The organism is Bradyrhizobium betae (assembly GCF_004123905.1).
GTDB lineage: Bacteria > Pseudomonadota > Alphaproteobacteria > Rhizobiales > Xanthobacteraceae > Bradyrhizobium > Bradyrhizobium betae_A.
The window spans coordinates 70,029-94,375 of the sequence record NZ_MZXW01000006.1 but is presented as its reverse complement, the minus strand read 5'-3'; the positions used below and the strand labels follow the sequence as shown (position 1 = coordinate 94,375).

Annotated in this window: 19 protein-coding genes; 9 read left to right on the top strand and 10 right to left on the bottom strand. The window is 65.6% G+C overall.

Annotated features, from left to right (window positions below; translation table 11 throughout):
• Nucleotides 1-71: 71 nt before the first annotated feature.
• Together B5V03_RS03875 and B5V03_RS03870 are read right to left on the bottom strand one after the other, a co-directional pair.
• Entirely contained in the window at nucleotides 72-941 is an 870-nt protein-coding gene (locus B5V03_RS03875) for a sulfurtransferase (protein WP_129267961.1), read from the bottom strand.
• A 152-nt stretch (nucleotides 942-1,093) separates the two neighbouring features.
• Entirely contained in the window at nucleotides 1,094-2,428 is a 1,335-nt protein-coding gene (locus B5V03_RS03870; RefSeq protein ID WP_129267960.1) for a dihydroorotase, read from the bottom strand.
• Between the two features lie 101 nt (nucleotides 2,429-2,529).
• Here B5V03_RS03870 and B5V03_RS03865 point away from each other — a divergent pair, with 101 nt between their 5' ends.
• From B5V03_RS03865 to B5V03_RS03840, 6 genes are all read left to right on the top strand, one after another.
• On the top strand, nucleotides 2,530-3,405 hold the full coding sequence (locus B5V03_RS03865) for a YgfZ/GcvT domain-containing protein (protein WP_129267959.1): 876 nt from the start codon (nucleotides 2,530-2,532) through the stop codon (nucleotides 3,403-3,405).
• Nucleotides 3,402-4,028 carry a DNA-3-methyladenine glycosylase I gene (locus B5V03_RS03860; RefSeq protein ID WP_129267958.1) on the top strand — a complete coding sequence of 209 codons (627 nt, stop codon included), beginning with the start codon at nucleotides 3,402-3,404 and terminating at the stop codon, nucleotides 4,026-4,028. The genes B5V03_RS03865 and B5V03_RS03860 overlap by 4 nt, the downstream gene beginning before the upstream one ends.
• The gene (locus B5V03_RS03855) at nucleotides 4,025-4,639 is read left to right on the top strand and encodes a YfbR-like 5'-deoxynucleotidase (RefSeq protein WP_129267957.1); all 615 of its coding nucleotides are present in this window, start codon (nucleotides 4,025-4,027) and stop codon (nucleotides 4,637-4,639) included. Before B5V03_RS03860 ends, B5V03_RS03855 begins: the two co-directional genes overlap by 4 nt.
• Before the next feature lie 145 nt (nucleotides 4,640-4,784).
• Nucleotides 4,785-5,291, top strand: a complete 507-nt coding sequence (locus tag B5V03_RS03850; RefSeq protein ID WP_129267956.1) for a tyrosine phosphatase family protein — start codon at nucleotides 4,785-4,787, stop codon at nucleotides 5,289-5,291.
• 19 nt (nucleotides 5,292-5,310) lie between these two features.
• Nucleotides 5,311-6,279, top strand: coding sequence for an NUDIX hydrolase (locus B5V03_RS03845; protein WP_129267955.1), 969 nt, complete (start codon nucleotides 5,311-5,313; stop codon nucleotides 6,277-6,279).
• A 49-nt stretch (nucleotides 6,280-6,328) separates the two neighbouring features.
• The gene (locus B5V03_RS03840; protein ID WP_129267954.1) at nucleotides 6,329-9,049 is read left to right on the top strand and encodes a DUF2339 domain-containing protein; all 2,721 of its coding nucleotides are present in this window, start codon (nucleotides 6,329-6,331) and stop codon (nucleotides 9,047-9,049) included.
• Nucleotides 9,050-9,052: 3 nt separating this feature from the next.
• Here B5V03_RS03840 and B5V03_RS03835 read toward each other — a convergent pair whose 3' ends face one another.
• From B5V03_RS03835 to B5V03_RS03805, 7 genes are all read right to left on the bottom strand, one after another.
• Nucleotides 9,053-10,741, bottom strand: coding sequence for a methyl-accepting chemotaxis protein (locus B5V03_RS03835; protein WP_164987773.1), 1,689 nt, complete (start codon nucleotides 10,739-10,741; stop codon nucleotides 9,053-9,055).
• A gap of 255 nt (nucleotides 10,742-10,996) precedes the next feature.
• Nucleotides 10,997-12,967 (bottom strand): methyl-accepting chemotaxis protein, encoded by a 1,971-nt coding sequence (locus tag B5V03_RS03830; RefSeq protein WP_129267952.1) that lies wholly within the window; start codon nucleotides 12,965-12,967, stop codon nucleotides 10,997-10,999.
• A gap of 206 nt (nucleotides 12,968-13,173) precedes the next feature.
• The gene (locus tag B5V03_RS03825) at nucleotides 13,174-14,880 is read right to left on the bottom strand and encodes a methyl-accepting chemotaxis protein (RefSeq protein ID WP_129267951.1); all 1,707 of its coding nucleotides are present in this window, start codon (nucleotides 14,878-14,880) and stop codon (nucleotides 13,174-13,176) included.
• 318 nt (nucleotides 14,881-15,198) lie between these two features.
• Nucleotides 15,199-15,432 carry a DUF6894 family protein gene (locus B5V03_RS03820; RefSeq protein WP_129267950.1) on the bottom strand — a complete coding sequence of 78 codons (234 nt, stop codon included), beginning with the start codon at nucleotides 15,430-15,432 and terminating at the stop codon, nucleotides 15,199-15,201.
• Between the two features lie 154 nt (nucleotides 15,433-15,586).
• On the bottom strand, nucleotides 15,587-16,186 hold the full coding sequence (locus B5V03_RS03815) for a hypothetical protein (RefSeq protein WP_129267949.1): 600 nt from the start codon (nucleotides 16,184-16,186) through the stop codon (nucleotides 15,587-15,589).
• 113 nt (nucleotides 16,187-16,299) lie between these two features.
• Nucleotides 16,300-17,286: an acrylyl-CoA reductase (NADPH) gene (acuI, locus tag B5V03_RS03810; protein WP_129267948.1), complete on the bottom strand. Its 987-nt coding sequence runs from the start codon at nucleotides 17,284-17,286 to the stop codon at nucleotides 16,300-16,302.
• Nucleotides 17,287-17,325: 39 nt separating this feature from the next.
• Complete coding sequence (locus B5V03_RS03805; RefSeq protein ID WP_129267947.1) at nucleotides 17,326-18,579, bottom strand: MFS transporter; 1,254 nt, start codon at nucleotides 18,577-18,579, stop codon at nucleotides 17,326-17,328.
• A 337-nt stretch (nucleotides 18,580-18,916) separates the two neighbouring features.
• Here B5V03_RS03805 and nadA point away from each other — a divergent pair, with 337 nt between their 5' ends.
• Genes nadA through nadC form a run of 3 tightly spaced genes read left to right on the top strand, consistent with a single transcriptional unit; the run spans nucleotide 18,917 to nucleotide 22,527 of the window.
• The gene (gene nadA, locus B5V03_RS03800; RefSeq protein ID WP_129267946.1) at nucleotides 18,917-20,023 is read left to right on the top strand and encodes a quinolinate synthase NadA; all 1,107 of its coding nucleotides are present in this window, start codon (nucleotides 18,917-18,919) and stop codon (nucleotides 20,021-20,023) included.
• Between the two features lie 9 nt (nucleotides 20,024-20,032).
• On the top strand, nucleotides 20,033-21,637 hold the full coding sequence (locus tag B5V03_RS03795; protein ID WP_129267945.1) for an L-aspartate oxidase: 1,605 nt from the start codon (nucleotides 20,033-20,035) through the stop codon (nucleotides 21,635-21,637).
• Between the two features lie 11 nt (nucleotides 21,638-21,648).
• A complete protein-coding gene (gene nadC / locus B5V03_RS03790) occupies nucleotides 21,649-22,527 on the top strand; it encodes a carboxylating nicotinate-nucleotide diphosphorylase (RefSeq protein WP_129267944.1) in 879 nt (292 codons plus the stop codon).
• A gap of 113 nt (nucleotides 22,528-22,640) precedes the next feature.
• Here nadC and B5V03_RS03785 read toward each other — a convergent pair whose 3' ends face one another.
• A complete protein-coding gene (locus B5V03_RS03785; RefSeq protein WP_164987772.1) occupies nucleotides 22,641-24,107 on the bottom strand; it encodes a cell wall hydrolase in 1,467 nt (488 codons plus the stop codon).
• Between the last annotated feature and the right edge of the window lie 240 nt (nucleotides 24,108-24,347).

Here is a 24,347-nt window from a genome sequence, read left to right as displayed (position 1 = left end):
CGGTCACCTGTCTCGTTGGTTCCGAACATTGGATGCAGGCCGGCGGAAAAGGTTCCCGACTTTCTTTGCCCCTAATCCGTCTCGATCGGGAGCGCCGGGTCTCTCGCCCATTCGCCCATGGAGGCGTCGTAAAGCGTGAGCTTGTCGTAGCCGAGCTGCGTCAGCATCAGCAGGTCGATCGTCGCCGAGATGCCACCGCCGCAGTAAAGGATCACGTTCTTGTCACGCGTGACGCCCTGGGCGGTGAATTTTGCTTCGGCATCGGCGAGCGAGGTGAGGGTCTTGTCGGCGTTCACGAGCGTCGCCGCCGACACATTGACGCTGCCGGGAACGCGGCCGGGCCGGCCGTAGCGACTCGGCTCGAGACCTTGATGAAATTGTGGCCCGAGTGCGTTGACGATCACGGTCGAGGGATCGCCGATCCGCGCCTTTACGGCGTCCTTGTCGACGAAGAACCCTGCGCGCGGTGCGGCCTTGAAGCTCACGGCCGGATAGCCCTTCGGCGCGCCCATCTCGATCGGGCGCCCCTCTTCCTTCCATTTGTCGAGACCGCCGTCGAGCACCTGCGCATCGACGCCGAGCGAGCGCAGCATCCACCAGAACCTCGTCGACCACATCATGGTGCCGATGCTGTAGAGCACGATGGTCTTGGATGCGTCAGCGCCGTGGCGGCCGAAGGCGGCCTCGAGCTGGGCGACACCAGGCATCATGAAGAATTGTTGCGCCGAGGTGTCGGAGAACTCGCCTTGCAGGTCGAGGAAATCGGCGCCGGGAATGTGGCCGGCCGCGAATGTCTTGTCGCCGGGAACCGCGCGATACGGCACGTCGCTGCCGGGTGGGACCGGCTCGTTGTAGGTCGTGCAATCGTAGAGGCGAAGATTGGGATCGCCGAGAATGGCGGCGAGTTGCTCGGTGGTGATGAGGGGTGTCGGTTGGGGCATCTAACTGCTCTCCCTGTCGAGGGAGTGTAGCTCTCTCCCCTCGTCATTGCGAGCGTAGCGAAGCAATCCAGACTGCCGCCGCGGAAAGATTCTGGATTGCTTCGCTACGCTCGCAATGACGGGGATGGTGCGTTCGTTCCCCGAAAGAAGCCCTACTGCTTCAACGTCTCCAGAAACCGCACCGGCTCGCCCTGCGAGGGCGTCACCAGCTCACCCTGCCACATCACGCGGCGGCCGCGGATGAAGGTGCCGACGGGCCAACCGGTGACGCGGACGCCGTCATAGGGGGTCCAGCCGGCTTTGGACGCGACCCATTTGTTGGTGATGGTCTCGCTGCGCTTGAGGTCGACGATGGTGAAGTCGGCGTCGTAGCCGGCGGCGATGCGACCCTTGCAGGCCATGTTGTAGAGCCGCGCCGGGCCGGCGCTGGTGAGATCGACGAAACGGGCGAGAGAAAGCCGGCCGGCATTGACGTGATCGAGCATCAGCGGCACCAGCGTCTGCACGCCGGTCATGCCGGAGGGCGAAGCGGGATAGGTCTTCTGCTTCTCTTCCAGCGTATGCGGGGCGTGGTCGGAGCCGAGCACGTCGATGATACCCTGCTCGATGCCGCGCCAGATGCCGGCGCGATGGTCCGCGCCGCGCACCGGCGGGTTCATCTGCGCGAGCGTACCGAGCCGCTCGTAGCATTCGGGCGCGACCAGCGTGAGATGATGCGGCGTCGCCTCGCAGGAGGCGACGTCCTTGTGGTCGCGCAAGAACTCGATCTCTTCCTTGGTCGAGATGTGCAGCACGTGGATGCGCTTGCCCGTCTCGTGCGCGAGCTTGACCAGACGCTGCGTCGCCATCAGCGCCGCGGTTTCGTCGCGCCAGACCGGATGCGAGCGCGGGTCACCCTCGATGCGCAGCGACTTGCGTTCGTTGAGGCGGTACTCATCCTCGGCATGGAACGCAGCGCGGCGGCGGATCACCTGAAAAATGCGGCGCAGGCTTTCGTCGTCCTCCACCAGCAGCGCGCCGGTCGACGAGCCGATGAACACTTTTACGCCGGCGCAGCCCGGTGCACGTTCCAGCACCGGCAGGTCCTGCACATTCTCGCGGGTGCCGCCGATGAAGAAGGCGAAATCGCAATGCATGCGGTGATGGGCGCGCTTCACCTTGTCGGTGAAGGTGGCTTCCGTCACGGTCAATGGAGACGTGTTGGGCATCTCGAACACGGCGGTGACGCCGCCCATCACGGCGCTGCGCGAGCCAGTCTCGAGGTCTTCCTTCTGCTCCAGCCCGGGCTCGCGGAAATGCACCTGCGTGTCCATCACGCCGGGCAGGATGTGCAGGCCCTTGCAATCGATCACGTCCGCAGCGCTAGCTTGCGACAACGGGCCCAGCTCGGCGATGCGGCCGTTGGTGATGCCGATATCGCGAACCCCCTCGCCGTCCTGGTTGACGACGGTGCCGCCTTTGAGGATCACATCGAAGCGCTGGGTCATGGCTGGAGGCCTCTCTCATCCCCAAGCGCGGGGCTTGAGGTCTTGTCGTTTATGCCTTGCGGGCTTACGTTCCGGAGCAACATGTCGCAAGAGATTTTCGCATGAAATCAGCGTTTCTTCCTGACCGGGGCGTGATCAAGGTCGCGGGCGAGGACGCGCGCAACTTCCTCAACGGCCTGATCACGACCGATGTCGACAAGCTCAAGCCGGGCCTGGGGCGATTCGGCGCGCTGCTGACGCCACAGGGCAAGATCATCGTGGATTTCCTGATCACGGAGGTGCCCGCAGGCCATGGCGGCGGGTTCCTGATCGATTGTCCGAAAGCGCTGGCCGAGGGCCTCGCCACCAAGCTGAAATTCTACAAGCTGCGCGCCAAGGTCACGGTGGAAAACCTTGATCTCGGCGTGCTCGCGGCCTGGGACGGTGCGCTTGCCGCGCAGCCGGACCTCGCCTTTGCCGATCCGCGCAATGGCGAGCTCGGCTACCGCATCCTGATCCCCGAGGATCTCAAGCAGAAGCTCTCCGATCTCATCGGTGCGGAGCTGGTCGATGCCGCCGCCTACGAGGCGCACCGCATCGCGCTCGGCGTGCCGCGCGGCGGGCTCGATTTCATGTACAGCGATGCGTTCCCGCACGAGACCAACATGGACCGTCTCGCCGGCGTCGATTTCGACAAGGGCTGTTATGTCGGCCAGGAGGTCGTCTCGCGCATGCAGCATCGCGGCACCGCGCGCACGCGCAGCGTGAAGGTGCTGCTCGATGATCTCTCGCCCGAGGCCGGCGTCAGTGTTATGGCCGGCGACAAGTCCGTCGGCACCATGGGCTCGTCGGCGCAAGGCAAGGGTATCGCGCTGGTGCGCATCGACCGCGTCGCCGATGCGCTCGATGCTGGCCAGCCGCTCACTGCCGGTGGCCTCACTCTCACGCTCGCCGAACCCGAAGTCGTCCGCATTCCCTTGAAGCAGCCCATCGCATGAGCCGTGCCCCCCGCCTGCATCCCGACGGAAAGACGCGCTGCCCCTGGCCCGGCGAAGATCCGCTCTATGTCGCCTATCACGACACCGAATGGGGCGTGCCGGAATATGACGACCGCGCGCTCTATGAAAAGCTGATCCTCGACGGTTTCCAGGCCGGCCTGTCCTGGATCACCATCCTGCGCAAGCGCGACAATTTCCGCAAAGCCTTCGATGATTTCCAGCCGGAGAAGATCGCGCGCTACAACGACAAGAAGGTGCACGCGCTGATGAACGATGCCGGCATTGTTCGCAACAAGGCCAAGATCGACGGCGCGATTTTGAGCGCAAAGTCGTATCTCGACATCATGGAGAAGGGCCCGGGCTTTTCGAAGCTGCTGTGGGATTTCATGGACGGAAGGCCCAAGGTCAACAATTTCAAGACCACCGCGAGCGTGCCGGCCTCGACGCCCTTGTCGGCGCAGATCTCAAAGGACCTGTCGTCACGCGGCTTCAAGTTCGTCGGCCCGACCATCGTCTACGCCTTCATGGAGGCGACCGGCATGGTCAACGACCATCTCGTCGACTGCCATTGCCACGCGAGCTGCGGCAAGTCGCAGCGCAAGCCACGTCTCAAGGCCAAATGACGGCGAAGAAGACGGCACGCGACGTCGCCTCCCGCGCCTGGCAGCGCATGCTGTCGGGCCGGCGGCTCGACCTGCTCGATCCCTCTCCGCTCGACGTCGAGATCGCCGACATCGCGCATGGGCTGGCGCGTGTCGCGCGCTGGAACGGGCAGACCACCGGCGCGCATATCTTCTCGGTCGCACAGCACACGCTGCTGGTGGAGACCGTGATGCGGCACGAGAACCCACGCGTCGATCAGCGCGTGCGGCTCGCAGCGCTGCTGCACGATGCACCCGAATATGTCATCGGCGACATGATCTCGCCGTTCAAGGCGGTGCTCGACGGCCATTACAAGGCGGTGGAGAAACGCCTGCTCGGCGCCATCCACATCCGCTTCGGCCTGCCGCCGGCGCTGCCGGACGAAATGACGCAAGCCATCAAGGCCGCCGATCGCGGTGCGGCCTATCTGGAAGCGACCGAGCTCGCCGGCTTCAGCGATGCCGAGGCCAAACGCCTGTTCGGCAAGGATCCCGGCCTCTCCGACAGCGTCCGGCGCGACTATCTCACGCCCTGGACCGCGGCGCGGGCCGAGAAGCAGTTTCTGGAGCGGTTTGGCGCGGTGTTTGCGTAGCACCTTCGAAGCAGGTCCCGTAGGATGGCAAAGGCGCGCTTGCGCCGTGCCCAACATCTTCCCGCGTTTGCGGCAAAAGTGGTGGGCACGCGTCGCTTTGCCCACCCGACGGCACCGGCTATAATCGCCGGCAAAAAGGTCCGCCATGATCCACGTCTGTTCCCTCGCCGCGCTTCCCGAAACCGTCCGCATCACCGGGGCCAGCCATGTGCTGACCGTGATGGCCAATGTCGAGCAGGTGGCGCGTCCGGTGTCGGTGCTGCCGGCCAACCATCTCAAGGTGTCGATGGACGACATCACCGAGGAGATGGACGGTTTTGTCGCGCCATCCGAAGGGCATATCGAGCAGGTGTTGAACTTCGTACGCGGCTGGGACCGCGGCGCGCCGCTGGTGGTGCATTGCTATGCCGGCATCAGCCGCTCCACCGCGAGCGCGTTCGCGGCCGTCTGCGCGCTCAATCCGGATCGCGACGAGGTCGAGATCGCCAGGAAGATCCGCGCGGCCTCGCCGATCGCCTCGCCGAACCGGCGCATCGTCGGCCTCGCCGACCGCGCATTGGGGCGCAACGGCCGCATGCTGCGCGCACTCGACGAGATGGGCCCGGGCGCGATGATGGTCGAGGGACGTCCCTTCCTGATCGAGCTCGAATGACACCTGCGATCATCATCGCATGAGCGACAAGCTGCTGACCCCGATCGAGATCGGCCTGACCGCGGCGATCGTCGCGATCGAGGACCATGAGCCGTTGATCCTTTCCGCGCGCGGCACCGATGGATTGGCCGGCCTGCCGTTCGGTCCGTTCGATGCGCCGAGCCATCGCACCTTCGAGATCGGCCTGCGCGCCTGGGTCGAGGAACAGGCGGGCTTGCGGCTCGGCTATGTGGAGCAGCTCTATACGTTTGGCGATCGCGGCCGTCACGCGGAGGCGGGCGACACCGGTGCGCATATGGTGTCGATCGGATATCTCGCACTCACGCGCGCCGTCGGCGGCGAGCTTGCCGCTAATGGCGCGAGCTTCGAGCCTTGGTATCGCTTCCTGCCCTGGGAAGACTGGCGCGAGGAGCCGCCCGCGATCATCGCGCGCGACATCATTCCGGCGCTGACCAAGTGGGCGGAGGAGGAGACGCCGGAGACGACGCGCGCGCTTCCGCGCAGGGATCGCGTCCGGTTCTATTTCGGTCTCGACGGCGCACCCTGGGACGAGGAGCGCGTGCTCGACCGCTACGAGCTGCTCTACGAGGCCGGGCTGATCGAGGAAGCCCGGCGCGACGGCCGTCCTGCGGCATTGGCGCGCAAGACGCTGCCCGCGCTCGGCACCTCGATGCGCTTCGATCACCGCCGGATCCTCGCCACGGGAATCGCGCGGCTGCGCGCAAAACTGAAGTATCGTCCTGTGGTGTTTGAACTTTTGCCCGCCGAGTTCACACTCACTGAGTTGCAGTACACGGTGGAGGCGATCTCCGGCCGGCACCTGCACAAACAAAATTTCCGCCGTCTGGTCGAAACCGAAGCCCTGGTCGAACCGACCGGGGTGATGTCGACACAGACGGGCGGACGCCCGGCGGCGCTTTACCGCTTCCGCCGTGATGTGCTCCAGGAGCGACCCGCGCCGGGCTTGCGCGTCCGCTCCCGGCGCTAGAGTTTAAGATTCGCGACCGGCCCCTGCCCGCCGGTTGGCTGGAGGCTTCATGTTCGACGGCCCGTTTGACGTCTTTGCGCTGATCATTGCGGTCATCGCCATCCTGATCGCGATCAAGGCGTCCAGCCAGGCGGCCGAGCTGCGCCGCCGGCTGAGCTCGCTCGAAGAGATGTTTTACGCGCAACGGCGGGTGGTGCAGCCGCCGCCGCTGATGCCCGCGCCGGTGCAGGCTGAGGCGCCCGCGACCACGGCCGCAGAGCCACCACCGCTTGCGCCGGACGCCGAACCTGCGCCGCCTCCGCTCGTCACCGAAGAGGTTTCACCGCCGCCGCTCGTAGCGAGCAAGGAGGCCGATGCACCGCCGCCCCTGCCCGCACCTGCGGCTGATTCTAGAGAACCTGGCTTCGAGGAGCGGCTCGGCACGCGCTGGGTGGTGTGGATCGGCGGCCTTGCGCTGGCGCTCGGCGGCTTCTTCATGGTGCGCTACTCGATTGAGGCCGGCCTCGTCGGCCCCGGCGTGCGCGTGTTCCTCGGCGGCCTGTTCGCAGCCGCGCTGCTGGGCGCCGGCGAATGGTCGCGGCGCAAGGAGAGCATCTCAAACATCGCCGCGCTGCCGATCGCCAATATCCCCGCGATCCTCACCGCGGCCGGAACGGCGGTCGCGTTCGCGACCATCTATGCGGCGTACGCTCTCTACGGCTTCCTCGTGCCCGCGACGGCCTTCGTGCTGCTCGGCATCGTCGCGATGGGCACGCTTGCCGCCGCGCTCTTGCACGGACCCGCGCTCGCCGGCCTCGGCGTGGTCGGCGCGTTCGTGACGCCGGTCCTCGTCTCCAGCGGCAAGCCGGACTATTGGGCGCTCTACATCTATCTTGCCATCGTCACGGCCGCGAGCTTCGGCCTCGCGCGCATTCGGCTGTGGCGCTGGCTCGCGGTGACCACCATCGCCTTCGCCTTGCTCTGGGTTTTCCCGGGCCTCGACACCGGCGAATTGCAGGTCGCACCGCACGCCTTCCACGTCATCGCGGGCTTTGTGCTCGCCGCGCTGCTCGTGGTCTGCGGCTTCATGTTCGGTCCGACGATCGAGGACGGGGAGATCGAGCCGGTGTCGTCGAGCTCGCTCGGCGCTTATCTGTTCGGCGCGATGTTGATCGTGCTGTCGAGCGCGCATGCTGATCTGGCGCTGACCGCCTTCACCCTTCTGGTCGGCGGAACGCTGTTCGTTGCCTGGCGTGCGCCCGCAGCCACGGGTGCGCTGGGCGCCGCCGCGGCGACTGTCTTCATCGTGTTCGCGGAATGGGCCGTGCGCGCCAATCCTGACATGCTGGTGCTGCCGGGTGGCCCCATGCCCGGCGTCGGACCCGTTGCAACCGACGGCTCGGTGACGCTGCATCTGGTGACGGCCGCAGTCTTCGCCGCCGGCTTCGGCGTCGCGGGCTTCCTCGCGCAGGGCCGGTCGAGCTCGGCGATCATTCCCGTGGTGTGGTCAGCGGCCGCTGTCGCCACACCCATCGCGATCCTCGTTGCGCTCTACGCACGCATCGCCCATCTCGACCGTTCGATCCCGTTCGCGATCCTCGCGGTGCTACTTGCCGCAACCTTCGGCGCTGCGACGGAAGCGCTTTCGCGCCGCGAAGATCGACCGGGCGCTCCGACCTCCATCGCGCTGTTCGCGACCGGCACGCTCGGTGCGCTCGCGCTGGCGTTGACGTTTGCGCTGGAGAAGGGCTGGCTCACGATTGCGCTGGCGCTGATGTCGCTCGGCACCGCCTGGATCTCGTTGCAGCGGCCGATCCCGGTCCTGCGCCGGCTGGCAGCCATCTTTGCCGCGATCGTCACCGCGCGTATCGCTTACGATCCCCGCATCGTCGGCGATGCCGTCGGCACCACGCCGATTTTCAACTGGCTGCTGTGGGGTTACGGCCTGCCCGCGGCCTCGTTCTGGGGGGCGAGCATCTTCCTGCGCCGCCGTGGCGACGACGCACCGCTGCGCACAGTCGAGGCTGCCGCGATCCTGTTCACGGCCCTGTTCGCCTTCATGGAGATCCGCCATTTTGCCACCGGCGGCGACATGACCTCGCCGCCGTCGCTGCTCGAATGCGCGCTTCAGGTCTGCATCGCGCTCGCCATGGCGATCGGGCTGGAACGCCTGCGGCTGCGCAGCCGCAGTATCGCGCACAATGTGGGTGCGATCGTGCTCACCGCGATCGCCGGCCTGATCAGCGTGTTCGGCCTCTTCATCCTGGAGAATCCACTGATCTGGTACGTCGATGTCGGCGGCGCATTGTTCAACCTGCTGCTGCTCGGCTACGCGCTGCCGGCGGTGCTGATGCTGTTGCTCTCCTATGCCGTGGTCGGCGAGCGAGGCAAGGTCTACGCCAACACGATCGCGGGCGGCGCACTGGTGTTCGCGCTTGCCTATGTCACGCTGGAGATCCGCCGCTTCTATCACGGCCCGATCCTCTCCACCGGCGCGACGACGGGGGCCGAGCAATACACCTATTCGATCGGCTGGCTCGGCTTCGGCGTGGTGCTGCTCGGAATCGGCATCCTCGTCAACTCGGAACGGGCGCGGCTGGCGTCGGCCGCCGTGATCGCGTTGACGATCCTGAAGGCCTTCGTGATCGACATGTCGACGTTGACAGGCGTCTACCGCGCGCTGTCGTTCATGTGCCTCGGCATCGTGCTGGTCGCGATCGGCTGGCTCTACCAGCGCATCCTGTTCCGGCGGCAGGTCGTGCCGCCGCCGGCTCCGCAGACGAATATTTGAGGATCAGGCCGCGCGGACCGAATCCAGGAATTGCGCGACCTCGACCTTGAGGCGCGTGCTGTCGGTCGCGAGCGATTTCGCCGCCGACAACACCTCGGTCGAGGCCTCGCCGGTCTCGATCGCACCGCGCTGCACGTCGGTGATGTTCGACGAGACCTCCTGCGTGCCGACCGAGGCCTGCTGCACGTTGCGCGAAATCTCCTGCGTCGCGGCGCCCTGCTCCTCGACGGCGGCGGCGATGGCCGCCGACACCTCGGACAGACGCTCGATGGTACCGCCGATCTCCTGGATGGCACTGACGGATTCCTGCGTCGCGGCCTGGATGCCCGACACCTGCGCGCCAATCTCGCCGGTCGCCTTCGCGGTCTGCTCAGCCAGCGCCTTGACCTCGGACGCGACGACGGCAAAGCCGCGGCCGGCTTCACCGGCACGCGCCGCCTCGATGGTGGCGTTCAGCGCCAAGAGATTGGTCTGGCCGGCGATGGTGTTGATGAGCTCGACGACGTCGCCGATGCGGGACGCCGCCTGCGACAGCGCGTTGACGCGGTCATTGGTCCGCGTCGCCTGCTCGACGGCTTCCGCCGCCATCCGCGCCGAATCCTGCACGCGGCGGCTGATCTCGGTGATCGAGGACGACAGCTCCTCCGAGGCGGATGCCACGGCCTGGACGTTGGTGGAGGCTTCCTCGGACGCTGCTGCGACCACAGTCGCAAGCTCCTGCCCGCGCTGCGCCGTATTGGTCAGCGTGGTCGCGGACGCTTCAAGCTCGGTGGACGCCGCGGAGACGGTACCGACGACTTCGCCGATCATCGCCTCGAACTTGCGGGTGATGGCATCGACGCGGCGGCCGCGCTCGATCTTGGCCTCGGCATCGGCCGCAGCGGCCTCGTCGGCGGCCTTCTTCGCGATCAGCGCCTGCTTGAAGATCTGGAGCGCATCCGCCATCGAACCGATCTCGGTCTTCTCACCGCGATGCGGCACCTCGGCCGAGAGGTCACCTTCGCCGAGCGATTGCATCGGACGGATGATTGAAGCGATACCACGAGACACGTCGCGCACGAGATAATAGGCAGCTCCGATCGCGATCACGACTGAGAGGACGATGATGCCGACCAGCACGCGGAAGATCGTGGCGTAGCTGTCAGCGGCCTGCCTGGTCTCGAGTTCGGCACCGCGGTTGTTCATCTCGATGCCCTTCTGAAGCAGGGGATCGGCGGCCTGGGCCATCTTCGCGACCCTGGTCTGCAACAGCTCGTTGGCATCGGCCGGGAATTTGCCGACGCTCTTGCGCGACAGCGCCATCACGTCCTGCACGCCGTTCAAATACTCGCCCCACGCCTTGGTCCATTGCTCATAGAGCGCGCGTTCCTCGGCAGACGTGATCAGTGGTTGATAGACCTTGCGGGTCTGGTCGATGCGCCCCTGCAGCGAGGCGAGGCGTTTCTCTGCCGCGTCCTTGCCTTCGGCGCTATCCTGCATCAGGTGCAGGCGGAGCGCGACACGCAGCTCGTTGACGTCGGCGCGGATCGAGCCGAGCGCGCGCACGCTCGGCAGCCAGCTCTCCGCGATCTCGACGGTATGCGAATTGATGTTCTGCATGGTGCCGATCGCCGTCACGCCGACGCCGGCGAGCGAGAGGACGAGGACCGACAACACGGTCAGAAGCTTGAAGACGATCGACAACTTCGACATCACGACAAATCCCGATGATACCTAGCAACGCACAAGTCGCCCGCGCCGCAATCGTCTCGACGGACGACGGGGCGGAGGTCATTCCAACAATGCTGGCTGGTTCTTATCCGGTAAGATTGCGCCCATAGTTGCAAACAGGCGTTAACAGGGACCTACGTAAACCTGCGGATTTCCCTGTCGCCGCGGTCACATGTTCCGCAACCATGTGTTGCAGCGGAGCGAACATCGCGCGGCGGCGCACCAGCGCACCGCATGTCACGCCGCGCGCACTGACTCCAGGAAGCGGGCGACCTCACTCTTCAGCCGGTTGCTCTCCTGCGACAGCGATTGCGCCGCCGAATGCACCTGCGCTGACGCGGCCCCGGTCTCGCCGGCGCCGCGCTGGACGTCGCCGATATTCGCCGAGACTTCCGAGGTGCCCTGCGCGGCATGCTGGATGTTGCGGGAGATCTCCTGCGTCGCTGCGCCTTGTTCCTCTACTGCGGCAGCGATGGTCGACGAAATCTCCGACATCCGAGCGATGGTGTCGCCGATCTCCTTGATGGCGCCAACCGAGTCTTCGGTCGCGGTCTGGATCGCGCCGATGTGCTGGCTGATCTCGCCCGTGGCTTTCGCGGTCTGCTCGGCGAGCGCCTTCACTTCGGTCGCGACCACCGCAAAACCCTTGCCGGCTTCGCCGGCCCGCGCCGCCTCGATCGTCGCATTCAGCGCCAGCAGGTTGGTCTGGCTGGCGATGGTGTTGATCAGCTCGACCACGTCGCCGATGCGGGCGGCGGCCTTCGTCAGCTCAGCGACGCGCGCATTGGTGCGCTGCGCCTGTCCGACCGCGACGTCGGCGACGCGGGCCGATTCCTGCACCTGGCGGCTGATCTCGGAGATCGATGAGGTCATCTCCTCGCTCGCCGAGGACACCGACTGCACGTTGGCGGACGCCTCCTCCGAGGCCGCCGCCACGGCGGTCGCAAGCCCGTTGCCGCGCTCTGCGGCCCGCGTCAGCGTGTTGGAAGAAGCCTCGAGCTCGGTCGCCGCCGACGACACAGTCTCGATGATCTCGCCGACTGCGCCTTCGAAACTATTGGCGAGACGCTGCATGTCGGCCTTGCGCTGCTCGCGCCCATGCGCGTCAGCCTCGGCCTGCTCGGCGCGCAGCCGCTCGGCCTCCGCCATGCTGGTCCTGAACACTTCAACTGCACCGGCCATCTCGCCGATCTCGTCGTTCCGTCCGATCCCGGGAACGGAAATCGAAAGCTCGCCGCGCGCGAGCCGCGTCATCGCAGCGATCATGTCACCGAGCGCTTTCGAGATCGAGCGCCCCAGCAGGAAGCCGACCACGGAGAGCACGACGACGGTGATGCCAAAGGCAACGACCATCCACAGACGCACCGCCTCGCGCGTTGCGGCTTCAGCGGCGTCAGCCTGCTTGTACGCGGCATCGACGGCGGTCCGGACCTCGACCATGACAGGCTCGATCTCGCGGAAGGTCTTCATCATGCTGGCGTCGAGGGCCGCACTCTGCTGCGCGGCCTCGGCCCAGGCCGCGAACCCGGACAGGTATTTCTGGAGCTTGGCCGTGATGTCGTTCATCACCGCCTCAGGGACTGCAACGACCTCTATCGCCTTGGAGAATTCAACCGCAGCCTTCTTCACCTCGGCAATGTATTTCGGGTCGCGCCGCAGCATGAAGTCCTTCTCGTGCCGGCGCATCATCAGCATCCAGGTCGTCGTCCTGGGATCGTCGATCTCCTTCAGCTTGGCCTCGATGTCGTGCACGGCGGCGCGAAGCGAGCCGGACAGGCCGAGCGTCTCGTTCAACCCGAGCCTGGTCTCGGCCGCCACCAGCGTCGCGAAGTCCGACGCGTAACGCTTGAAGCCGTCCTGGGCCAGCTTCATCTTGTCCGACAGCCCATTCATGCCGCCGGCCGCCATCAGCCGCTGCACCTCGTCGAAATCGCGGTTGATCGGCCCAATCAGCTCGGCATGCGCCTTGGCGTAGTTCTCGGTCCGGCGCTGCTGAAAATTCTTCTCGTTGCGGCGTGCCTCCAGCATCTCGATCGAGAGCTGCTTGTCGAGATCTGCGATTGTCCGGGCGCCATTGGCGACCGCGCGGGAGCCGTCCTGGGAGAGGCTGCCGACCTCGTAGATCGCGCCGAAGGCAACGAGACCCAACAGCCCGAACAGTCCGATCGCCATGACCTTATGGGTAAGACGAATGGAAAGGCCGCTCATTGAATGTGCTCCAACAGGCTTGGTACGCAATACGGGGAGGGCGGCAAGCCGCCCGGAATATTGCGGGGATCATGACTGCGTCGGTTTTCCGGAAAGTTAACCGTGCGGCACTTCGCACCGCACTATCCGCTGCGAACGCGTGCGAGCCGCCGCGCATCCTCGCGCGGCGGTTGCAACAGACTAACGATGGATGAAGACGGCCGCCCTCAGGCGGCGCGCACTGTGCCGAGGAACTTGCCGACCTCGAGCTTGAGGCGGTTGCTGTCGCCGGACAGCATCTGTGCCGCCGAGAGCACCTGGGAGGAGGCCGATCCGGTCTCGCTCGCCCCGCGCTGCACCTCGGTGATGTTGGACGATACCTGCTGGGTCCCTTCCGCGGCCTGCGCCACGTTGCGGGAAATTTCCTGCGTCGCTGCGCCCTGCTCCTCGACGGCGGCGGCGATGGTCGAGGAAATCTCCGACAGTTTTTCGATCGTGTCGCTGATGTCCTTGATAGCGCCGACCGAATGTTCGGTCGCGGCCTGAATACTGGCGATCTGCTGGCCAATCTCGCCGGTCGCCTTCGCGGTCTGCTCGGCGAGCGCCTTCACTTCGCTCGCGACCACCGCAAAGCCCTTGCCCGCCTCGCCGGCGCGCGCCGCCTCGATCGTGGCGTTGAGCGCCAGCAAATTGGTCTGGCCCGCAATGGTGTTGATCAGCTCGACGACATCGCCGATCCGCATCGCCGCCTTGGACAGCTCGCCGACCCGATCGTTCGTGGTGCGGGCCTGGCTCACCGCCTCGCTCGCGACCCGTGCCGACTCCTGCACCTGGCGGCTGATCTCGGTGATCGAGGACGACAGCTCCTCGGTCGCAGAGGCCACCGACTGCACGTTGGTGGAGGCTTCCTCGGAGGCCGATGCGACGACGATCGCAAGCTGCTGGGCGTGCTCGGCGGTCGAAGTCAGTGTCGTGGCGGAGGCCTCGAGCTCGGTCGAGGCCGAACTCACGGTCTCGATCACTTCGCCGACGGCGGCCTCGAACTGATCGGCAAGCTGCATCATGTCCTGACGCCGCTGCGCCGCGCTACGCTGCTCCATCTCCCTCTGCTCGGCTTCCATCCGGATCTTGGCGATGCCATTCTCCTTGAAGACCTCGGCAGCCTTGGCGACGTCGCCGACCTCGTCCCTGCGCCCGCCGCCGCGAACCTCGACGGCGTAATTGCCTGCGGCCAGCTCTTGCAGCAAGCCGACAATGGCGCGAATGGGCTTGGCGACGCCGTACTGGCCGAGCACAAACCCGACCACGCCGCCGACGACGACGCCGATGGCCGCCAGCACGATCAATACCCGCGAGGTCGATTCATATTGCTCCCGCGCCTCGCGTGTCTTCTCCTCGACCCGCGCATTCAGCCGATCGGCCACATCGCGAATCCTGGTCTGGAGGTTCTCGGCAGCCGCACTGCTTTTCATCGCAGTATCGCGCAGCTTGTCGGCCCTGTCGCTGAGCTTTGCCGATTTCTCGCCGTCGACGACCGTCAAGGTCACATCGAGCTGGCTCTTGTAGGCGGAGAATGCCTCGCGCACGGCGGGCAGCATCGCCTGGACCTGCTCGTCGCGAGACCCGGTGACATGATCGATGCGCTCCTGGTATTGCTTGAGCTGTACGCTGATCGCCTCCCGCGCCGAAAGGCGATTCTCGTCGCGGGGATCGAGCGCGCTGCGGAACTCCGCGCGATTGAGCGCGATCACGCTCTGGTTCGCGCGTGCGGCCGACAGGGCTCGGCGTGCAGCGCTCGACATGGCGTCGGCCTTGTCGTTGAGATCGGCGAGCGCGGACATGCCGATATAGGCAATGCTCGCGGCGATCGCGCAAAGCAGCGCAACGATGCCGAGGATCTTGGTGAGGATGCGGAAGCGGCCCAGGAAATGCATTGGTGGCTCTCAAAGATGCTTAAATCGGGTTAAGCATCTCGCCGAAGGATTCCCAGTGTCTTAAGAACGGCGGCCGTACAACCACGGGTTTAGTGACTGGCTTCCTTACCTACCGTCGGTTCCAGATCGCGCGGACAGACGGGCTCAGGCTGCCCGGACCGTCTCCAGAAATTTTCCGACCTCGAGCTTGAGACGATGGCTGTCGCCTGACAGAATCTGCGCGGCGGACAGCACCTGCGAGGATGCCGATCCGGTCTCGCTCGCCCCGCGCTGCACCTCGTCGGATTCGTTAACGCGGCGCCATCGTTCGCGGCCGTGTCAACTTACCGCCTCCCCGACGAGACTGATCCGAAACACCGGCTTCTTGTTCTCGTCGAGCAGTTCCATGCACCATTTGGCGTTCGGCTTCAGGTTGCGCGCGATGCTGGCGAGCAGGTTGGCAGAAACCTCGCTCATCTCGGTCCAGGCGGCGTCGCGATCCTCGAACTCGTACGGCTGATCGGCGGCACCGGAATAGCGGCCGGTGCTGATGCGGAAGAAGTACAGCGACATCGTAAAACCCTTGCGCCCCCCGGCCGTCCGCAAACTGGGGCGCGAACAGCTACCAACGCATGAAAGCCGCCGTCCGTATGAATACGGCGCGGCGGCTTCGCTGTCGGTGAATGTTTTCAACGAGAAGAGGCGCGGACCGTCCCGCGCAGCCTGTTCACTGGGTGGAGCGGCGCAGCTCCAGCGGGGCGTCGTTCCTGGCGGGCTCCGATTTGGCTTCGGACTTCACCGGGTCGAGGCGGCCGCTCTCGACACGCGGCGTCTCGATGCGCGCGGCAACTTCGGTGTTCGTCGCGCCGACCGACCCGGTGTGCTCCGAAGAGCGCAGCGAGCGCGGACGCGCTACGGCGCGCGCCATCAGCATCTGATTGCCGCCCTGGTGGTGGAAGTCGCAATAGGCGAAGCCCATGCCCGACACCGAGCCGCGGAAGCTGCGATCGTCGGTCTTTTCCAGATTGAAACAGGGCTCGAACGGAATGCCCTTGATCGAGGCGCAGACGTTCTGGCCGCGGATCTGGAGCGTATTGCCGGGCAGGCGGAGATGTTTCACCGGGCCTGCGCCCGAGAATTGCACCGCGCCAGCGGCGCCGAGGTCGTCCAGGATGCGGCCTGCGCCGCGGGTGCCGTCGAAGCAGGTGAACGCAAACACCTTGCCGGCGACGAAGCGGCGTGCCTCGTCGGCATTCATGCCACCGGCAATGGCCGGCGCAAACGTCACGGCCGCCGTGACGGCCCCCAACACAATACGCGCAAGCATGCTCTACTCCGAACCGACCCCCGCAGCGGGCGATGCCATATCTCTTTACCCGCTGCTTACCATACTAACCAAGGCGACATTGAAGCAGCTTGGTTGGTAAAGTCTGAACGCCGTTAGACAATTTTTACCACGATGCGGCCGCGGACCTGGCCGGCCAGGATTTTCGCGCCCCATTCCGAAACGTCGTCGAGCGAAATTTCGTGAGTGATTTCAGATAGTTTCGTCCGATCCAGGTCCGACGCCAGACGCTGCCAAGCGGCTTTCCGCGGCTCGATCGGGCACATCACGGAATCGATGCCGAGAAGGCACACCCCGCGCAAAATGAAGGGTGCGACAGAGGACGGCAGATCCATGCCGGCGGCGAGGCCGCAGGCGGCGATCGCGCCGCCGTACTTCGTCATCGACAGGAGATTCGCCAGCGTGGTCGAGCCGACGCTGTCCACACCCCCCGCCCAGCGCTCCTTGGCGAGCGGCTTGGCCGCCCCCGACAATTCATTGCGGTCAATGACCTCGGCCGCGCCGATCTCTTTCAAATAGTCAGCTTCCGAGGCGCGGCCGGTCGAGGCAATGACATGGTAGCCGAGCTTCGAGAGCACGGCGATGGCGACCGAACCGACGCCGCCGGCCGCGCCCGTCACCACCACCGGGCCGCTCTTCGGCGAGACGCTCTGCTTCTCCAGTGCCAGCACCGAGAGCATCGCGGTGAAGCCGGCAGTGCCGATCGCCATGGCGTCGCGTGCGGAGAGCCCTTGCGGCAAGGCCACCAGCCAGTCGCCCTGGACCCGCGCCTTCTCGGCATAGGCGCCGAGATGGGTCTCGCCCATGCCCCAGCCGGTGCAGACGACCTTGTCGCCCGCCTTCCACGCGGGATGCGAGGAGGCTTCGACCGTTCCGGCGAAATCGATGCCCGCGATCATCGGGAAGCGGCGCACCACCGGCGCCTTGCCTGTCAGCGCGAGGCCGTCCTTGTAGTTCAGCGTCGACCATTCGACGCGGACGGTGACGTCGCCGTCCATCAGCTCGGCTTCGTCGAACTGCGCGAGCGTGGCGGTGGTGCCCTTGTCCGCCTTATCGATCCGGATCGCCTTGAATGTGGCCACAGCTGAACTCCCTGACTTGTTTCAGGGATGTTTAGCCGATCAGGCGGGCTGCGCAACCGCCCGTGCAATGGGTTTCTCCACGATCGGAAGATTGATCAGCGCCGAGAGCACACCGAACAGGATCGAGAGCCACCAGATCGGCGTGTAGGAACCGAACTTTTCGAACACGATGCCGCCGAGAAAGACGCCGAGGAAGCCGCCAACCTGATGGCTGACGAAGGCAAAGCCATAGAGCGTCGCAAACCAGCGCGTGCCGAACATCAACGCCACCAGCGCCGAGGTCGGGGGCACCGTCGACAGCCAGGTCAGGCCGGAGACCGCACCGAATGCGATCGCCGAGAACGGCGTGATCGGAAACGAGATGAAGGCCAGCGTCGCAAGCGCGCGGGTGAAGTAGATGGTCGAGAGGATGAAGCGCTTGGGCATATAGTTCTGGAGATAGCCGACGCTCAGCGACCCCACGATGTTGAACAGGCCGATTGCCGCGATCACCCAGCCGCCGGTTTGCGTCGAGATGCCGCTATCGACCAGGAAGGCCGGCAGATGCACGGTGATGAACGCGAGCTGGAAGCCGCAGGTGAAGAAGCCGAGCACCAGCAGCACATAGGAGCGATGGCCGAAGGCTTCCGCGAGCGCCTTGGTGAAGGTCTGATCGTCTGCGGGTGCCGCGCTGGCGGAGCTTGCCGCCGGTGGCGTCGAGAGCGCCAGCGATAGCGGGATGATCAGCAGCATCAGGAAGCCGAACACGGTGAGTGCCTGCTGCCAGCCGAAATTGTCGATCAGAGCCACGCCGATCGGTGCGAACAGGAACTGCCCGAACGAGCCCGCCGCGGTGCCGGCACCGAGCGCAAGCCCGCGCTTCTCCGCGGGGAGCAGCTTGGTGAACGCCGACAGCACCAGGTTGAACGAGCAGCCGGCGAGACCGAAGCCGACCATGACACCCGCGCCGATGTTGAGCGACAGCGGCGTCGAGGAATAGCGCATCAACAGCAGGCCACCGGCATAGAGCAGCGCACCGGCGCACATCACGCGGAACAGGCCGAATCGATCGGCGACTGCGCCGGCGACCGGCTGGCCCAATCCCCACAGCAAATTCTGAAAAGCAATCGCAAGGCCGAACACGTCGCGGCCCCAGGCGTATTCATGGCTCATCGGCTGCACGAAGAAGCCCAGCGCCGAGCGCGGGCCGAAGCCAAGCATGCCGATGGCGCAGCCGCAAAGAATGATGATCGCCGGCGTACGCCAGGTCGAGGAACGTGCGGCCGGACCGAGCTCGCTTGCTTGAGTCGACATGGTGTTCCCCGTCTGTCGTTGGCGGATCCGGAATAGGCAGCCGCGGGTCAGCGTTTAATGCAAATGCATGAAAACCCCAAGTCAAAAATGGTTGCGTTCCACGAAGGACTGCCGCGGGAGCATTGCGTTTCATCGCGGCCCTGGACTTCGCAGTGGAATGTGTCTTGACGGGAATGTGTGCGGGGGGACCTAGCGGTCACGGGCCGGGCGTGTTATCTTCGATTTACTCAGATTGAGTATATATAGCTCTGACGAAACCTACCGGCCCTCTCGGCCGGATTTCTCGGGCTTCATATATACTCAATTCGAGCATAATTGACATGCACGGGAGGCTTCGATGCCGATCACTGGAATTTACGGCCCCGACGACTTTGCAGGCCGGCCGCAGGGCCAAACCCCCACCCTTCCCCGCACTGCGCCGGCGCGAACAGAGGCCGCGTTGCCGATGCCCTCGCTGGAATGGACCGATGAGGTCGAGCACGCCACCGCGCCGCTCTATGAGCGCGTCAAGCACGTGATCCCGCCGATCGAATGGCCGCTGATGGCGCCGACCATCAAGGCGATCAACGAGCTGAAGCAGGCGCGCGGCGCGGTGATCCTCGCGCACAACTACCAGGCCCCGGAGATCTTCCACTGCGTCGCCGACATCGGCGGCGACTCGCTCCAGCTTGCGGTCGAAGCCACCAAGGTGAAGGCCGGAATCATCGTCCAGTGCGGCGTGCACTTCATGGCGGAGACCTCAAAGCTGCTCAACCCGGACAAGACGGTGCTCATTCCGGACTCGCGCGCCGGCTGCTCACTCGCCGCCAGCATCACGGGCGCGGACGTGCGGCTGCTGCGTGAAAGATTTCCCGGCGTGCCTGTGGTCGCTTACGTCAACACCTCCGCGGAGGTGAAGGCCGAGGTCGACATCTGCTGCACGTCGTCGAACGCGGTGCAGGTGGTCGAGAGCCTGAACGCACCGACCGTGATCTTCCTGCCCGATCGCTATCTCGCCACCTATGTCGCCTCGAAGACCGACGTAAAAATCATCGCCTGGAAGGGCGCCTGCGAGGTTCACGAGCGCTTCAAGGGCGAAGAGCTGCGCGCCTTGCGCGAGGCCGATCCCTCCGTGCAGATCATCGCGCATCCCGAATGTCCGCCGGACGTGCTCGCCGAGGCCGACTTTACCGGCTCGACTGCGCACATGATCAACTGGGTGCGCGAGAAGCGGCCGCGGCGGCTCGTCATGATCACGGAATGCTCGATGGCCGACAATGTCCGCGCCGAGCTGCCCGACGTGGAGATGCTGCGCCCCTGCAATCTCTGCCCGCACATGAAGCGCATCACGCTGTCCAACATCCTGGAGAGCCTGCTGACACTCGGCGAGGAGGTCACGATCGATCCCGCGCTTGCGGAGCGTGCACGGCGCTCGGTCGAGCGGATGATCAATCTGAAGAATTGAAGGCGAACCATGACCAACAGCATCCACAACCTCACCCGTAGCACCGACGTCGTCATCGTCGGCGGCGGCCTTGCCGGACTCTTTTGCGCACTCAAGCTCGCGCCGCAGCCGGTGACCTTGATCTCAGCCGCCCCGCTTGGCCAGGGTGCATCGTCCGCCTGGGCGCAAGGCGGCATCGCCGCGGCGGTAGCCGAAGGCGACACGCCTGAAGCGCATGCCGCGGACACGATCGCCGTCGGCGGCGGCATCGTCGATGAGGCGGTCGCGCTCGGCATCGCGCGCGAGGCCGCACCGCGCATTCATGACCTTCTTGCCTATGGCGTGCCGTTCGATCGCGATCTCGAAGGCCGGCTTGCGGTGGGGCGGGAAGCCGCGCATTCCGCGCGACGCATCGTGCATGTGCGTGGTGATGGTGCAGGCGCGGCGATCATCGCGGCGCTGAGCGAGGCCGTGCGGCGGACGCCATCAATCCGCCTGATCGAAGGTTTTGTCACCGAAGCGCTGCTGACCGAGGACGGCGCCGTCACCGGGCTTCAATTGCGTGAGGCCGGCAACTTTGCAGCAAAGCCTGTGATGCTCGCCTCACGCGCGGTGGTGCTGGCGACCGGCGGCGTCGGCCATCTCTATGCCGTCACCACCAATCCGCGAGAGGCCAGCGGATCAGGGCTTGCGATCGCCGCGCGCGCCGGCGCCATCATCGCCGACCCCGAATTCGTGCAGTTTCACCCGACCGCCATCATGGTCGGGCGCGATCCGGCGCCGCTGGCGACCGAAGCGCTACGCGGCGAAGGGGCGACGCTGATCAACGGCAATGGCGAGCGCTTCATGCTTGCGCTCCATCCGCTCGCCGAGCTCGCGCCGCGCGATATCGTGGCCCGGGGCGTATTTGCCGAGATTGCGGCCGGACGCGGCGCGTTCCTCGATGCGCGGCAGGCTCTGGGTGCGCGCTTTGCAGAAAAGTTTCCGACCGTGCATGCGAGCTGCATCGCGGCCGGCATCGATCCGGCCACGCAGGCCATCCCGATCGCGCCGGCCGCGCATTATCACATGGGCGGCATCGCGGTGGACGCGCGCGGCCGCAGCTCGATCGACGGGCTCTGGGCCGGCGGCGAAGTGTCGTCCACCGGCGCGCACGGCGCCAACCGGCTTGCGTCGAATTCGCTCCTGGAGGCCGTCGTCTATGCCGCGCGTATCGCCGACGACATCGCCGGGCACACCATTCCCTCGCCTGCCCACATCCCCGATGCGCTGGTGACGCCGCGTGGCGGCGCACCGGATGCTGCGGCGGTGAAGCAGCTGCGCGCGACGATGAGTGCACATGTCGGCGTCATCCGCGACGATGACGGGCTTGCGGAGACCGTGCGCAGCTTTGCCGCGCTCGAACGTGAAGCCAGCAGTGTTGCTGTTCGCAACATGGCGATTTCGGCCCTGCTCGTTGCAGCCTCAGCCTGGACGCGGCGCGAGAGTCGCGGCGCGCATTTCCGCATCGACCATCCAGCGGACGTGCCTGCGCTGGCGCAGAGAACGATGACCACGCTCGCCGCAGCGCGCGAGGTCGCAGAAAACCTCACCGCACCTCTAATGCCGCGCACCGCGCAACCCATGATCGCCTGACGGAGTCTCCCATGATCACCCCGATCTCCCTGCTCTATCCCGACGCCTTCGTCTCGCCGCTCGCGATCGACGAGGCCGTGCATCGCGCGCTCGACGAGGACCTCGGCCGCGCCGGCGACATCACCTCACTGGCGACGATCCCGGAAGCAACAAGGGCGCAAGCCACCCTGGTCGCACGGCAATCCGGCGTGATCGCCGGCCTGCCGCTGGCGCTCGCGACGCTGCAAAAACTCTCGCCCGACATCGAGGTGCGCGCGGATGTTCGCGATGCCGCGCGCGTCGCCCGCGGGCAGCACGTGCTGACGATCTCGGGCCCGGCGCGCGCCATTCTCACCGCGGAGCGGACGGCGCTGAATTTCGTCGGGCGACTGTCGGGCGTCGCAACGCTGACGGCGGACTATGTCGCGCGCACCGAAGGCACCAGGATGCGGGTCTGCTGCACGCGAAAGACCACGCCGGGGTTGCGCGCGTTGGAAAAATACGCGGTGCGCTGCGGCGGCGGCTTCAACCATCGCTTCGGGCTCGACGATGCGATCCTGATCAAGGACAACCACATCGCGGTCGCCGGCGGCATCCGCCCCGTGCTGGAGCGCGCCCGCGCCCATGCCGGCCATCTCGTCAAGATCGAGATCGAGGTCGATACGTTACCGCAACTGCGTGAGGTGCTTGGCACCGGAATGGCTGACGCCGTGTTGCTCGACAACATGGACCTCGCGACGCTGCGCGAGGCTGTCAGGATGAACGAAGGCCGCCTCCAGCTGGAGGCCTCCGGCGGCGTCACGCTGGACTCGATCGCGGCCATCGCGGCGACGGGCGTCGACTACGCCTCATCCGGCGCGCTGACGCATTCGGCGCCGAACTTCGACTGCGCGCTGGATATCGAGGCGTGAGGCGGTCTCTCCGTCATGGCCGGGCTTGTCCCGGCCATCCACGCCTTGCCATGCGGTCCGAAGAACGTGGATGCCCGGGACAAGCCCGGGCATGACGATCTCTTGATGAATGCTCACCGCCGCTCGCTCACACCCATCTCGGCAGAGCTCTTGGCTTCCTGCGCGAGCTCGGCGGAGAGTGCGGCGGTCTGCGCTGGCGTCCCCCAGCTCGGTTCCTCGCTGCCATCGCCCCAGTTGCGCGGCCGATAGAAGGTGTGCACGCCGGTCTTGTACATCTTCTTCATTTCGGCGACCCAGGACGGACGTACCCAATAGGCGTGGTAGTGCGTGGACTTTCCGACTTCGGGCAACCAGATCTGGCCGTCGAGCATCGCCTTCGAGATCTTCTTGGCGCGCTCCCACATCTCGGGTTCGCGGATCACGTCCGGATTGTTGTCGCAGGCGAAGGTGAACTGGCAGGCGAAATGGCGGTGCTTGTTCTGATAGACCGCGCCGCACACGGTATCAGGATATTTGCCGGAGAACACGCGGTTCATCACCACCTGCGCCACCGCCATCTGGCCGCGCACGGCCTCGCCGCGGGATTCGAAGTAGATGGCTTCGGCGAGGCACTTCTCCGACTTCGCGCGCGACTTGTCGTCGAGGGCGAGCCGCTCCGCCGGCGATTTGGCGCGCTGGTTGTCGGCGTTGACCTCGCCTTTCGGCGCGACGCTCTCGCCGCTCTCGATGTCTTTCGCAATATCAGCCGTCGGGGGCGTCAGCGAGGCCGTCACCTTCATGTCGGGGTCGGGCATCACGATCAGCGGCTCGGCGCCGGGCTGCCAGCTCTCGATGCTCTCGAGATTGCCGCCGAGCGAGGAACTGCCGAAGAACAGGTTCGAGGTTTTCACGCGGAAAGGATCGCGCGGCTGTGCCGCCGGAAGGGTGGCCTGCTTCAGCGCGTCGAGCGGCTGGACTGCGAACGCGCGCGCGGCGTCACTGGCTTGCGGCGGATTGGCATATTGCGGCAGCGGCGGCGCACGCAGCGCTTCCGCAAGCTCCGGATCGAGCGCGGCCGCGGACTCAGGCGACATGGCTTGCGACATCACCTGTGGCAACGCGACGGTCTTGGCGCCGAATACCGAGCTGTTCGACGTCGCGGGATCTTCCTGCGCGGGCGTGGCGGCTGGTGCGCCCGCTTCGGGAGCCTGCGTCGGTGTGAGCGTTGCGAGGCGATCACCCTTCATGGAGCGATCGACCTTGGGAAAATCGGCCGCCTGGTAGCGCGGCGGCGCCTGCAGCGCCGGATTACGGCCGATTGCGCCGGTGACGTCGCGGCCATCGAGGCTTGCGAGGCGAACCAACGCGCTCTGCGGAACCGAGGTGCCGATGGGGCGGGAAAAGCTGTAGGTGGCGAGCTGGATCGAGGACGCCGCGGAATAGACCTGCCTCTGCCAACGCTCGGCGACGCCAGGCTGACGGGCCAGTAAAGAGGCAATGTCCTGATAGCCGGTCTCTCTCGGCATCAATGCGAAGATGCAGAGACCGATGCCGAAGGACGCGAACCGCGCGCCCTTCGGATGGTTACGCAACACTGACATCAACACGCTCACGCTAGGCTTACGCTAGAAAAATCGACCCGCAGTACATCCGTGCAATTCGATCTTTATCGTGAGTATCTAATTTAGGTTGCTGGGGCGTTAATCGGCGTTGCGCGCGCGGCACACTCAAGCGATTGCAGGTGTTTTCCCGGAGCGATGATGCGTGTTGGTAAATGTCCGCTGACTTGAGGCGGTAAATATCTGGTCAACGCGCATGGTAAAGGAACTCTTGCGCGCACG